This window comes from Micromonospora aurantiaca ATCC 27029 (assembly GCF_000145235.1).
GTDB classification, from domain to species: domain Bacteria; phylum Actinomycetota; class Actinomycetes; order Mycobacteriales; family Micromonosporaceae; genus Micromonospora; species Micromonospora aurantiaca.
Map to the genome: position 1 here is coordinate 2863931 of NC_014391.1, position 13329 is coordinate 2877259.

Annotated in this window: 9 protein-coding genes; 6 read left to right on the forward strand and 3 right to left on the reverse strand. The window is 72.8% G+C overall.

Translation table 11 applies throughout. The annotated features are described in order from the left end of the window. Positions 1-133 precede the first annotated feature (133 nt). From MICAU_RS12585 to MICAU_RS12595, 3 genes are read left to right on the forward strand one after another with little or no spacing between them, the layout of a single operon-like run. The gene (locus MICAU_RS12585) at positions 134-1603 is read left to right on the forward strand and encodes a family 43 glycosylhydrolase (protein WP_013285690.1); all 1470 of its coding nucleotides are present in this window, start codon (positions 134-136) and stop codon (positions 1601-1603) included. A gap of 23 nt (positions 1604-1626) precedes the next feature. Beyond that, positions 1627-3138, forward strand: a complete 1512-nt coding sequence (locus tag MICAU_RS12590) for a family 43 glycosylhydrolase (protein WP_013285691.1) — start codon at positions 1627-1629, stop codon at positions 3136-3138. Between the two features lie 56 nt (positions 3139-3194). Continuing rightward, on the forward strand, positions 3195-4856 hold the full coding sequence (locus MICAU_RS12595) for an RICIN domain-containing protein (RefSeq protein WP_013285692.1): 1662 nt from the start codon (positions 3195-3197) through the stop codon (positions 4854-4856). 44 nt (positions 4857-4900) lie between these two features. Here MICAU_RS12595 and MICAU_RS12600 read toward each other — a convergent pair whose 3' ends face one another. Next, positions 4901-5566 carry a TetR/AcrR family transcriptional regulator gene (locus tag MICAU_RS12600; RefSeq protein WP_013285693.1) on the reverse strand — a complete coding sequence of 222 codons (666 nt, stop codon included), beginning with the start codon at positions 5564-5566 and terminating at the stop codon, positions 4901-4903. 105 nt (positions 5567-5671) lie between these two features. Between MICAU_RS12600 and MICAU_RS12605 the strand changes: the two genes are divergently transcribed. Both MICAU_RS12605 and MICAU_RS12610 read left to right on the forward strand, forming a co-directional pair. After that, entirely contained in the window at positions 5672-6616 is a 945-nt protein-coding gene (locus MICAU_RS12605; RefSeq protein WP_013285694.1) for an SDR family NAD(P)-dependent oxidoreductase, read from the forward strand. Between the two features lie 61 nt (positions 6617-6677). After that, complete coding sequence (locus MICAU_RS12610) at positions 6678-8915, forward strand: hypothetical protein (RefSeq protein ID WP_013285695.1); 2238 nt, start codon at positions 6678-6680, stop codon at positions 8913-8915. Positions 8916-8957: 42 nt separating this feature from the next. Here the strand turns inward: MICAU_RS12610 and MICAU_RS12615 are convergent, their stop codons facing one another. Both MICAU_RS12615 and MICAU_RS12620 read right to left on the reverse strand, forming a co-directional pair. Beyond that, on the reverse strand, positions 8958-11297 hold the full coding sequence (locus MICAU_RS12615; RefSeq protein ID WP_013285696.1) for a lysylphosphatidylglycerol synthase domain-containing protein: 2340 nt from the start codon (positions 11295-11297) through the stop codon (positions 8958-8960). A 325-nt stretch (positions 11298-11622) separates the two neighbouring features. Beyond that, positions 11623-12204 (reverse strand): TetR/AcrR family transcriptional regulator, encoded by a 582-nt coding sequence (locus MICAU_RS12620; protein WP_013285698.1) that lies wholly within the window; start codon positions 12202-12204, stop codon positions 11623-11625. A gap of 51 nt (positions 12205-12255) precedes the next feature. On the opposite strand from MICAU_RS12620, the gene MICAU_RS12625 reads away from it, so the two are divergent. After that, positions 12256-13311 (forward strand): glycoside hydrolase family 113 protein, encoded by a 1056-nt coding sequence (locus tag MICAU_RS12625; protein WP_236619317.1) that lies wholly within the window; start codon positions 12256-12258, stop codon positions 13309-13311. Positions 13312-13329 lie beyond the last annotated feature (18 nt).

Here is a 13329-nt window from a genome sequence, read left to right on the forward strand (position 1 = left end):
ATCAGCGAGACCTTGACAGATATCGATGTTATCGACAACATGACCGGTAACCCGGACGTAACGCCGCCGCCATCATCCTTCGCCCCCGATCGTGCTTCCGGGAGCCGGAGGCGGCCGAGCGCAGGAGGTTTCGGTGACAGGGACCGCTCGGACGACGCGTACGGCGGCTGTCGTGGTCTCGGCGGCGCTGGTCCTCGCCGCGGGGGTGGTGGCAGGGATGCCGCCGGCGTCGGCGGCGACAGTCGACACGTCCGCGTCGTACGTCGTCGTGAACCGGCACAGCGGCAAGGCGATGGACCTGTACGACTGGTCGACCGCGGAGAACGCGCCGGTGAACCAGTGGACGCGCAACGACCTCGCGGTGCAGCAGTGGCAGTTCGTGGACGCCGGCGGCGGGTTCTACAAGGTGCGATCCCGGCACAGCGGAAAGGTGCTGGAGTTGCCGAACGGCGGCGACGGCACGCAGCTCGTGCAGAGCACCGACCGCTCGTCGGCCACCCAGCAGTTCCGGTTGCAGGACTCCGCGGGCGGGTTCGTGCGGTTCGTGAACCGGCAGTGGGGCAAGGTCGTCGACGTGTGGCAGTGGTCGACGGCCGACGGTGGCCGGCTGGCCGGCTACGCCGATCTCGACGGCGCCAACCAGCAGTGGCAGCTGATCCGGCTGGGCGGCGGCACACCCACCACACCGGCGCCCACGACCCCGGCACCGACCACCCCGGCGCCCGCCTACCCGCAGCCCGGCCGGGTGACCGGGGACATCGGCGTCCACGACCCGACTGTGGTCAAGCGACCCGACGGCACCTACCTCGTCGCGCACACCGGTGACGGCATCGCGCTGAAGACCTCCGCCGACCGGATCGCCTTCCGCAACGCGGGCGCCGTCTTCCCCGGCGGGGCACCGTGGACCACCACGTACACCGGGGGAGCGCGCAACCTGTGGGCGCCGGACCTGTCGTACCGCAACGGGCGCTACCACCTGTACTACTCGGCGTCCACGTTCGGTTCCAACCGCTCGGCGATCTTCCTGGCCACCAGCACCACCGGGAACTCCGGGAGCTGGACCCACGAGGGGCTGGTCGTCGAGTCGCGGACCACCGACGACTTCAACGCCATCGACCCGAACCTCACCGTCGACGACCAGGGCCGCTGGTGGCTCACCTTCGGCTCGTTCTGGTCCGGCATCAAGATGATCCCGATCGACCCGGCCACCGGACGCCGGCTCGGCACCGCCCTGTACGCGCTCGCGAACTACGGCCCCGGCATCGAGGCACCCGTCCTGGTCAAGCGCGGCGCCTGGTACTACCTGTACGTCTCGTTCGACAGATGCTGCCAGGGTGCCGCCAGCACGTACCGGATCATGGTCGGTCGCTCGGCGAGCCCCACCGGGCCGTTCGTCGACCGCGCGGGCCGGGACATGCTCGCCGGGGGCGGCACGCAGATCCTGGCCTCGCACGGCAGCGTGCACGGCCCCGGCCACCAGGCGGTCCTCGCCGACACCGACGGCGACGTCCTCTTCTACCACTACTACGCCGAGAACGGCGCGTCGCTGCTCGGCGTCAACCGCATCGGCTACGACGCCGCTGCCTGGCCCTACGCGTACTGAACCGGCCACCAGGGAGGGCGCGCATGTCGCCTCGTCACCTTCTCCACCCGGCCCGCCGCACGGCCGCCGACCCGGCCCGCACCGCCGACCCGGCCCGCCGTCGTCTGCGGCCGATCCTGGCCGCGGCGCTCGCGATGCTCACCGCGTCCGCCGGTCTCACCGCGCCCGGCCCCGCGCAGGCGGCGCCCGCGGTGAACTACGCCAACCCGCTGGTCGACCAACGCGCCGACCCGCACATCGTCAGGCACACCGACGGCTACTACTACATGACCGCGACGGTGCCGCAGTACGACCGGATCGTGCTCCGGCGGGCCACCACGCTGCAAGGGCTGGCCACCGCCACGGAGACGACGATCTGGCGCCGGCACACGAGCGGCGAGATGGGCGCCCACATTTGGGCCCCGGAGATCCACTTCATAAACGGCAGGTGGTACGTCTACTTCGCCGCCGGGCGGACCGACGACGTGTGGCGGATCCGGATGTACGTGCTGGAGAACGCGAGCGCGAACCCGCTGACCGGCTCGTGGACCGAACGCGGCCGGATCACCACCCCGTGGGACACGTTCAGCCTGGACGCCTCGACGTTCGTGGTGAACGGGGTGCGGTACCTGACCTGGGCCCAGCAGGAACCGGGCATCGCCACCAACTCCAACGTCTACCTCGCCCGGACGGGCGCCGAACCGTGGCAGATCACCGGCCCGGTGGCCCGGCTGGTCGTGCCGGCGTACGACTGGGAGACCCGCGGTTACCGCGTCGCCGAAGGACCGGCTGTGATCCAGCGCAACGGCCGGGTCTTCCTCACGTACTCGGCCAGCGCCACCGACGCGAACTACTGCCTCGGCATGCTCACCGCGTCGGCCGGCGCGAACCTGCTCGACCCCGCCTCCTGGAGCAAGAGCCCGACCCCGGTGTTCGCGAGCAACGCCGCCACCGGCCAGTACGGCCCCGGCCACAACTCCTTCACCGTCTCCGAGGACGGGCAGAGCGACATCCTCGTCTACCACGACCGCAACTACCGGGACATCAGCGGTGATCCGCTCAACGACCCGAACCGGCGGACCCGGATCCAGAAGCTGTACTGGAACGCCGACGGCACGCCGAACCTCGGCATCCCCGTACCCGACGGCGCCACACCGGTCCGGTTACGCTCGCACGATCTCCCGGCCGCCTACGTCCGGCACTACGACTACCGGGCCCGGGTCGAACCGAACGTCACCAACCTCGCCGACTCGCAGTTCCGCCTCGTCCCCGGTCTCGCCGGCGCCGGATCGGTGTCGCTGGAGTCGACGAACTTCCCCGGTTACTACCTGCGGCACCGGGCCTTCGCTCTCTACGTCGAACGCGACGACGGCTCGGCCCTGTTCGACGGCGACGCGAGCTTCCAGCGCCGACCGGGCCTGGCCACGACCGAAGGGCTCTCCCTGGAATCGCAGAACTACCCCGGCCGGTACGTCCGCCACCGGGACGGACTGCTCCAGCTCGAAACGGTGGGTACGGGCGCGGACCGGGCCGCGGCCACGTTCCACCTGGAGTAGGCGCCCCGACAACCGCTGCGCCGGACTCGGCGTACCCCTTTCTCGGAGGTCGAACGATGCTCAACCCCGCAGTGACGTCGCCGCCCGGCGCCCGCCGGGGCCGGCGCGCCGGCCTGGCGCTGACCCTGGTGGCGGCGCTGGCCGCCGCGATCGGCGTGGCAGTGGTGGCCGCGCCGTCGGCGCAGGCGGCCACCATCGACACCAGCGCCTGGTACGTGCTCGTCAACCGCAACAGCGGCAAGGCCCTCGACGTCCGGGACACCTCGACCAGCGACGGCGCGGCGATCCAGCAGTGGTCCCGCAACGACGGCGAGTGGCAGCAGTTCCAGTTCGTCTCCTCCGGCAGCGGCTACTACCGCCTCCGTGCCCGGCACAGCGGCAAGGTGGTCGACCTGTGGGAGTGGAACGTCGCGGACGGCGCGGAGTACCGGCAGTGGCCCGACCTCAACGCCGCCAACCAGCAGTTCCAGGTGCGCGACTCGGACGGCGGCTACATCCGGTTGATAAACAGGCACTCCGGCAAGGCACTGGAGGTCTGGGAGAGGTCGACCGCCGACGGCGCCCGGGTCAGCCAGTACGCCGATCTCAACGGCACCAACCAGCAGTGGCAGATGGTCCGGGTGGGCACCGGCGGCACGCCGACCACGCCGCCGCCGTCCACCGGGTGCGGCAGCGGCTCCTACCAGGCCGAGGCCGTGCTGAACGGCGGCACCTGGACGGCGCGCAACGGATCGTCGACCGTGTACTCGGGCGGGGACATGCTCGCCGCGATGCAGGCAGCGGTGAACTCCCTGCCGGCGGGACGGACCGCGAAGCAGCGGGTGGTGGTGCGCGGCTCCGGGTCGATGAGCGCGGGGTCGCGGTTGTCGCTGCCGTCGTACACGACGCTCGCGGTCTGCGGCACGATCAACGTGACCGGCTCGGGGTCGGGTGACTATGCGCCCGTGTACTCGCGCGGGACCACCGACGTCGAGGTGCAGAACCTGACCCTCACCGGGGCGCCGCTGTACGGGATCTTCATGCGCAACGTGAACAACCTGACGCTCGGCCAGATCGACATGCGGCTGTCCGGCGGCCTGGGGGTGCGGATCGACAACCACGGCGGCGACCGGGCGGTCAAGGTGCGCAACGTGCGGATCGACAGCGTGTACGTGTCGGGGACCGGCGCGCACGGCGTGGAGACGTACGGCGTGGACGGCCTGACGATCGGCACCGTCACCGCGCGCAACACCGGCTACTCCGGTCTGCTGCTCAACGACACGATCAACGCCACAGTCGGCACCGTCGACGCGCAGGGCGCCGGCACCGGAACCGGGTACGCGGCGTTCCGGATGGCCAACCGCAACGGCCGGGTCGGCAGCTCGTACCCGACGAACATCCGGGTCGGCACCGTGATCGCGTCCGGCGGTGGCCGGGGGATCTTCTGCGTGTCGGAGTCCGGCGGCGCGGTCATCGACCGGGTGACGATCTCGAACACCGGGAACAACTCGATCCTCGTGGAGAACTGCTACAACGTCACCATCGCCGGGGTGTCCGGGACGGTGACGGGCGGCGGCGAGGTGCGGATCGCCTCGCGGACCGAGTTCCCGATCTCCTCCGGTATCCGCTTCCAGAACCTGACGGTCACCAACACGAACATCACCCAGAGCCCGTGCGGCGGGGCGAACAACACGATCAGCAACGTCACGCGGGTCAACTCGACGCTCACCTGGTGCTGACGGTCCGGCTGCCCCGCAGTGCCGGTGGCGCGCGGGGCAGCCGGTCAGGCCCGGGGCAGCACGCCCAGCAGGGTCGCGGTCAGGGCCATCGTCAGCGAGTCCGCCATCTCCAGGTGCAGGCGGGCCAGTTCGGGCTCGGCCCGGTAGGCCGCCGCAAGGCTCGGCGGCGGCGTGCTGTACGCCGACAGCGCTCCCGCCAGAACCATGGTCTGGAGGCTGAACAGCATCGCGTTCCCGCCCAGCTCCGGCAGGTATTTCCGCATCAGGTCGGTCATGGTCGCCAGGCGGTCCAGGGAGGCGCGCTTGTAGCGGGCCACGACCTCGACGGAGACGTTGTGCTCCAGGACGCTGCCCTGTGCCCCGAAGAGGTCGCACATCACCGATCGGCGGGCGAGCGAGCGGCTGACGATCCCGGCCACGGCGGTCGCCCGCTCGGCCATCGGCAGGTTCGCGTCGACGCCGTCGGCCAGCTCGTCGGCCAGCTCCGTCAGCCACTCCCGCAGGTAGCGGTCCAGCAGCTCCAGCAGCACCGCCTCGCGGGACTCGAAGTAGCGCAGCACGTTCGGCTTCGCCAGGCCGACCCGGCGGCTCAGCTCGTTCAGCGTGACGGCGGCGACAGGCATCTCGTCGAGCATCGCCGACGCCACGTCGAGGATCGCCCGCCGGCGGATCTCCCGCTGCTCCTCGGTCCGGGCCCGCTGGAAAGTCACGCCCGCCAGCCTAACTTGAGTACCTCCGGTACGTTGACAACGTACCGGAGGTACCTTAACGTCTACGGCACAAGATACTTCCGGTACTTTAAGTGGAGGCGTGGCATGGGCGAGACGTGGACGACGGCGGACATCCCGGATCAGCGCGGGCGGGTGGCGGTGGTGACCGGGGCCAACACCGGACTGGGGTACGAGACCGCGAAGGCACTGGCCGAGCGCGGCGCGTCGGTCGTGCTCGCCGTCCGCGACGTCGGGAAGGGCGAGCGGGCCGCGGCCGGCCTGACCGGCGACGTGAGCGTGCAGGCGCTGGACCTGACCTCGCTCGACTCCGTCCGCACCGCCGCGGCGGCGCTGCGGTCCCGGTTCGGCCGGATCGACCTGCTGGTCAACAACGCCGGCGTGATGTACACCCCGAAGCGGACCACCCGCGACGGCTTCGAACTCCAGTTCGGCACCAACCACCTCGGCCACTTCGCGCTCACCGGGCTGCTGCTGGACCTGATGCTGCCGGTGCCCGGCTCACGCGTGGTGACGGTCAGCAGCACCGGCCACCGCATCCGGGCCGCGATCCACTTCGACGACCTGCACTCCGAGCGCTCGTACGGCCGGGCCGCCGCCTACGGGCAGTCCAAGCTGGCCAACCTGATGTTCACGTACGAGCTGCAACGCCGGCTCGCCCCGTACGGCACCACCGTCGCGGTGGCCGCGCACCCCGGCATGTCCAGCACCGAACTCGCCCGCAACACCCCGGCGGCCCTGCGGCTCCCGCTCACCTGGCTCGCGCCGCTGATCACCCAGACACCCGCGATGGGCGCGCTGCCCACGCTGCGGGCCGCCACCGACCCCGCCGTGCTCGGCGGCCAGTACTACGGCCCCGGCGGACGGTACGAGGTGAAGGGTCACCCCCGGCTGGTCACCTCCAGCCCGCAGTCGTACGAGGCGGCCGTCCAGCAGCGGCTCTGGGCCGTCTCCGAGGACCTCACCGGCGTGCGGTTTCCCGTCCGGTCCGGTCCGCACCCGGTTACCGCCGCCGCGGCCGGCATGAGGTGACAGCGGCCCTCTGTTCCGCGTTCGGCAGCGCGGGGCGGGCCGTCTTTGTGACGCTTCGATAGTGGAGATACCCGGCGGCGACAGAGGCGTCGAGCTGCGCATCCACGGGGTGTCCGGTGCGTCGGCGGAGACGATCGTCGACCATCCGATAGTGGTGCGTGTGGCCGGCGACGGGCACGCCGGGTTCTACCGGGTCCGGGAAGGGCTCGGCTCGGCCGGCGGCGCGACTGCCGGGGTGGTGGTGGAGGCGTACCGGTGGGGAACCCTGACCGCCGGGGTGGCGGTGCGTACGGCGTCGATGCTGGTGCTGCTGCCGTTCATGCTGAGCAACCTGGCGGTGTGGATGCGTTCCACGCCGGTGGACCGCTGCGGCCTGCTCGGTGGGCTGTGCCGCCTGCTGGCCGGATCGCTGACCGTGGCGTTCACGCTGGCGCTGGTCGGGGTCACCATGAACCTGACCGGCTGGCAGTGCGTCCCGTACGCGGAGTGCCGGGAGGGGAGACCGTACCTGTCGTGGCTGGTGGCGTTGCCGATCGGCCCGCGCCTGGCCGTGCTGGCACTGGTCCCGCTGCTGGCGCTGCGGGTGTTCTGGGCCGTCGGGAAGCGGTCGGCCGCCGCTTTCGAGGGCTTCGGATCGGCCCCGCCGCGCGGGCGGTTCCTGGAGTCCACCGGGAGTCTCGCCGCCCCCGGGGTCTGGCACGACGAGCAGATGACCTCGTGGCTGCGCCAGATCCACGTGGGTCTCGGTGCCGGCACCGTCGGCGTCAGCCTCGTCGTCGCGGTGTCGCACGGCCGGTGGAGCGCCGTCGCCGTCGGGCTGCTCGGCCTCACCGCCGGGCTCGTGGTCCTCTGCGCCGTGCTGCTGACAGTGACGGTCCCCGCCGGGCGGGCCGGGCCGTTGCGCCGCGTGGTCTGGATCCTGGTCGCGGTCGCCACCGTGTCGAGCCTGGGGTACGCCGTGTCCCGGCGGGAGGTGCCCGTGCCGGCCGGGCAGATGCCCGGCTACGAGGGCGCCGTCGCCGGTCTGGTCGCGGCGCAGGGCCTGATGCTGGTCCTGATCGCCGCGGTGACGCTCGTGCGCCGGCGCGCCCGGCCGGCCGGTTCCCGCGCCCTGCTCCGGGGGCTCGGCACACCGATGGTCGCCGCCATGTCGGTCACCGTCGCCTCGGCCTACACGGCCACGCTCGTGTTCCGGACGGCGGACCAGCTCGACCGGGGCCGTATCCCCGACCCGATCCGGAACAACCCACCCGCCCTGGGCCCGCTGGAACCACCCGTCGGGTACTGGTGGGCGGCGCTGGCCGGGCTCGCCGCTCTGCTGGTCGTCAGCGCGGCGATCGCCGTCACCCTGCCGGTGGCCCGGCGCCGGCGGCGGGCGTACGCGCGGCACGTGGTCGAGCACGACTATCCCGACGCGCCCGCCGAGGCGACACCACGACTCGACGCGGTCCGCTCGACGATCGCCCGGTCCTTCGTGACCGACGAACTGGGGCCGACGTTCGTGGCGTTCTTCGTGATCTCGTCGGTCGGGCTCGCCACCGTCGCGCTCGACCTGATCGGGATCGGCCCGACCCAGCTCGTTGCCCGCCTCGGCCGCCGGCACGACACGCTCGCCGTGCTGACCGCGTACGTGACGGACGTCGGCATCTGGGCCATCAGTCTGCTCGTCATCGGGCTGCTGATCCTGGGCTACCGGGCGTACCGGTCGCCGGAGACCCGCCGGCTCGTCGGCGTCCTGTGGGACCTGGGCACGTTCTGGCCGCGTACGGTGCACCCGTTCGCGCCGCCGTGCTACGCCGCCCGCGCCGTACCGGAGCTGGCCCGGCGGGTCTCCGCGCTCGCCGCGCAGGGCCCGGTGGTGATCTCCGGACACAGCCACGGCTCCGTCCTGGCCGCCGCCACCGTCCTGCAACTGCCGCCGGAGGCCCTGCCCCACGTCGCGTTGCTGACCCACGGCAGTCCACTGCACCGCATCTACGCCCGCCTCTACCCCGCCTATCTCGGTGAGGAGGCGCTGCGCGACGTCGGCGACCGGATCGGCTGGCGCTGGCGCAACCTGTGGCGCGACACCGATCCGATCGGCGGCCCGATCTTCGCCGACCCGGCTCTGCGGGCCCACCTGCCCCCGGCCGCCGAGGCGGTCGACGTCCGGCTGCGGGATCCGCGCAGCGTCGTCGTGGAGGCGCCGGACACCGTGCCGCCGCCCGTCGAACGCCACTGGCACTACCACACCGAGCCGGAGTACCGGGAGGCCGTACGGGAACTCGTCGACGACATCCGGGCCGGTGCCCCCGGCTGAGGCCGCCCCGCGTACCGCCGCCGGCCGCCGCGACTGTGGCGCTCACAGCAGCCGGCGGCGGGTCAGGAGCCGGAAGGCCAGATACCCCGGCGGTACCGGGAGCCAGAACGTCGCGAGACGGTAGATCAGGGTGCCCGCGACGGCGGCGTCCAGTGGCACTCCGTAGAGCAGCAGCCCGGAGACGAGCGCGGCCTCGGTGGCGCCGAGCCCGCCGGGGGTGGGCGCGGCGGACGAGACTCCCTCGCCGACGAGGCAGACCAGGATCACCGGGGGCAGGTGCGCGAGGGGGAGCGGGCCGGTGGCGAGGAGCGCGAGGTAGAGACAGAGGCCGTAGGTGAGCGTGAGCGCCGTGGACGCGACGACGAGCCACCACAGGCCGTGCTGACGGGTCAGGGCGCGCAGGGCGGTGACGACCTGGCCGGCCGCGTCGCGTCCGCGCCGCCGGAGCCGTGGCGCGGCGAGGACGGCCGCCAGGACGAGCAGCACAGCCAGGGCGCCCAGCAGCAGCGGTATCGCCCTGGTCGCGTCATGGGTGAGGATGCGGGCGGGCCGGCGGGCGAACGGCAGCAGCACCGGCAGGAGCAGCACGACCGACACCGCACCGGCGGCGCGGGAGACACCGACGGCAGTGGCCGCGTCGGCGGTGGTGAGTTCCCTCTGGTGCAGGTACCGCAGGCTGAGCGCGGCGCCGCCGAGGCTGCCGGGAGCCAGCCGGTTGGCGAACGACGCGGCCACCTGCACCAGGGTGGCCTCGCCCAGCGGGATCCGCTTGGCCGCGGCGAGCCGGAGCACGACGCCGCCGAGCAGGTAGGTCAGGGCTGAGCCGAGCAGCGCCGCGGCGACCGCGAGCGGATCGGCGTGCAGGATCAGACGCGCCGCGGTGCGTATCTCGCCGAGCTGCGGAAGCAGCAGGTGCACGATCAGCCCCAGGATCAGCAGCTCCAGGACGGTGCGGCGGTTGAACCGGACCACCTTCGCCGCCGGGCGGTCGCGGTCGGGGCAGCGCCGCACGATCTCCTGACGGAGGCTGTCGAGCATGCCGGGACGGCCGCGCAGGGCGCTGCGGCCGGCGCGGGACAGCACCGCGGGTTGCAGGAACGGCACACTGTCCGCGACCGCCGCGGCGCCCAGACGGTCGACCGCGGCGGCGACCACAGCGGCGGGGTCCACCCGCGTGGACAGCGCGACCATCAGCTCGACGACGTCACGGGCCCGCTGGTCGGCCGGGGCGTCGTCGGCGGCGAAGCCCAGGTCCACCAGGTAGACGTGGTCCCGGCCGACGAGCACGTTCGCGGCGCGCAGGTCGCGGTGTGCGATGCCGGCCCGGTGCAGGCGACCCACCTGGTCCCACGCGTCGCGCACGGCGGCGGGCGGGACCGGTCCGACGACGGCGTGCAGCGGGGCGGCGTCGATGAACTCCTGCACCAGGACGGCGTCCCCGCCGGACATCGCGGCGGTCGTGACGACCGCCGGGATCCGCACGCCCCCGCGCTCGGCCAGCAGGGTCATGCAGGTTTCGTGTTCGCTCTGCTGGCGGGCGCTGAGATACGGGGGCGCGTCGGCCACGTGCCGGTACCGCGCCCGGCGGTAGAGCTTGTAGGCCCAGTCCGCGTCGCGCTGCTCGCCGCCGGTCACCTTGACGAACAACTGCCGCCCGCCGGTGGTGACCGCCCGCCACGGCTGCGAACCCCGGGCGTCACCGTGGATCGGCGTCAGCCCTGCCACGTCGATCCCGCGCCGCCGCAGCGCCGCCCGCAGGGCGGGCACCGACCGCTGCGGCCCGACCTCGCCGACCACGAGCCGCGTCACGCAGACCGCGAGCCAGCCGACGAGGAACCCGCCGAGCACGTCGACCGGCAGGTGCGCCCCGACGTGGATCCGGGCCCCGGCCACCAGGGCGATCGCCACCCAGGCCGCCCGGCGCCACCGGGTGCCCCCGGCCCGCGCCGCGACGAGCGCCAGGGCGGTGGCGACCGCGACGTGTCCCGAGGGGTATCCGTACCGCCCGGTGATCGTCTCCCGCAGGACCACATCGGTGAGCAACGCCGCCGGCCGCTGCCGGGCGACCGCGGCCTTGGCGGCGACCGCGAGCCAGTACGCCAGGTTCCCGGCCAGCAGCAGGCTCCACGCCGTGCCGATCCGGCGGGCCAGGACGGCCGCGGTGGCGGCGACGAACACCGCCGGGTAGGAGCCGAGCTGCATGACCAGGACCAGGACCGGAGTCAGCCCGGCGGGAAGGTGGTTGAGGAGGGCGAACAGGTCCCGTTCCCAGGGCGGCACCCGGCGGCTCCGGACGGCCGCGCTCAGCGCTGCCAGCAGACCGGTCGAGGTGGCCAGGCTGACCAGCAGGGCGGGCGACGGGCGATGCGTACGCGCTGCCACCGGTCCTCGGCCGCCCCTCAGTCGGCGCAGATGCCTGCTGTCGATCCGAACCCTACGGATCGCCGACCCGGCGGATGCTCCGGTTCGCCACCGGTCAACCCGTTGGGGGCGACGATCAGCTGGTGGTGGACACGGCGGTGGAGACGCTCGTCGGGCTGCCGCCGGTCCTCGTCCTGACGCTGGTGATCGTCCTGGTGGCCCACGGTGGCGCGTTGCCGCTGTGGGCGGTGGCGGGCGCCGGTACGGCCCGGGTGTGCTCGCCCGCGCTCCACGGGTGCTGCGCCGGCGCCTCGACATCGCGCGGGTCCGCCGATGAACTGTGGCGTCAGCCGCGACCACGTACCAGGGGCAGGAACACCTCGTCCACGATCTCGACCAGCACCTCGTCGGGGACGGACGGGACGCCGCGCATCGCGTACTCGGCGCGCAGCAGCATCATCGGTACCGTCGCCACCCGGTGACGGACGGCCGCCGCAGGCGCCTCGCCCCGGGCCGCGGCCCGTTCCAGCATCCCGATCCACGCACGGTCCATGGTGTCGGCGCCGGATCGTTCGCGCATGAGCGTGAGCAGCTCCGGATCGTCGGCCGCGGCGGCGAGCAGGCCGCGCAGGACGGCCCCGTGCGGCGACGACCACGTCTCGTTCGCGAGCCGGAGCATCTCGAGCGCGTCGCCTCGCAGCGTGCCCGTGTCCGGATTCGGCATGGCCGCGTCGGACAGGTGGCGGTACGCCGCGACGCCCAGCGCCGCCCGGTGCGGCCACCGGCGGTAGATGGCGTTCTTGTTGGTTCCGGCGCGGGCGGCCACCCGGTCCATCGTCATCCCCGCGTATCCGGACTCGCGTAGTTCCTCCGCCGCGGCCCGCAGGATCGCCTGTTCCAGTTCCTCGCCCCGTCGCCTCCTGCTCATGCCTTGCAGGGTACGCGCCGTACCTTATAGGGTACGCGTCGTACCCTAAGAGTGGAGTTCTCGATGCGCGTCTTCGGCATGAACTACGACACCGGCTTCGTCAGCGCCGGATCCACCACCCACGAGCCGTTCGACCCCGACGTCGTGCGCAGCGACCTGCGTGTCATCCGCGACGAGCTGCGCTGCGACGCGGTCCGCGTCACCGGCGGCGTGCAGGACCGGCTGGAGCTGACCGCGCGGCTGGCGGCCGAGGCGGGGTTGGAGGTGTGGTACTGCCCGTTCACCAACGGCCTGGACCGCGACGGCCTCATGGCGTTCCTGCTCGACGGCGCCGAGCGGGCCGAGCGGCTGCGGCGTGACGGCGCCCCGGTCGTCTACCTCACCGGTTCCGAGATCTCCCTGTTCACCGACGGTTTCCTGCCCGGCCGTGACCTGACCGAGCGCATGGCGGTGTTCACCGACCCGATGCGGATGCGGGAGGCGGTCCCCGCCGCGCGGGCGGCGGTGCGCGACTTCCTCGCGGAAGCGGTGCCCGCGGTGCGGGAGCGCTTCGGCGGCCCCGTCGGGTACGCCTCGATCCCGCTCGAGGACGTCGACTGGACGGCCTTCGACATCATCGCCAGCGACGCCGGCTACCGTGACGCGACCAACTCCGCGGTGTTCCCGCAGTCCCTGGCGGCGGCCGTGGGGCAGGGCAAGCCGTACGCGGCGACCGAGTTCGGCTGCTGCACGTTCCGCGGCGCGGCCGACGTCGCGGGCGCGACGGAGCCCGTGGCCTACGACGAGCACGGCCGTGCGGCGAAGCTCACCGCGGAGCTGGAGCGCGACGAGGAGGGCCAGGCACGCTACCTCGTCGACCTGCTGCGCGACTACGAGGCCGGCGGGGCGGAGGCGGCGTTCGTGTACACGTTCGCGAACCGGCACCTGCCGACCACCGGCGACCCCGAGCACGACTACGACCTGGCGTCACGGGGGATCGTGCGCGTGCTGCCGGACGGCTCGTGGACGCCCAAGGCCGCCTTTCACGCCCTGGCCGAGTACGGCCGCGTCCGTGCGCTGAGCCGGACCGAATTCGGTGGTGGTGGTCGCGGCGGACGGGCAAAGTAGGACTGCGCACCGGCGGCG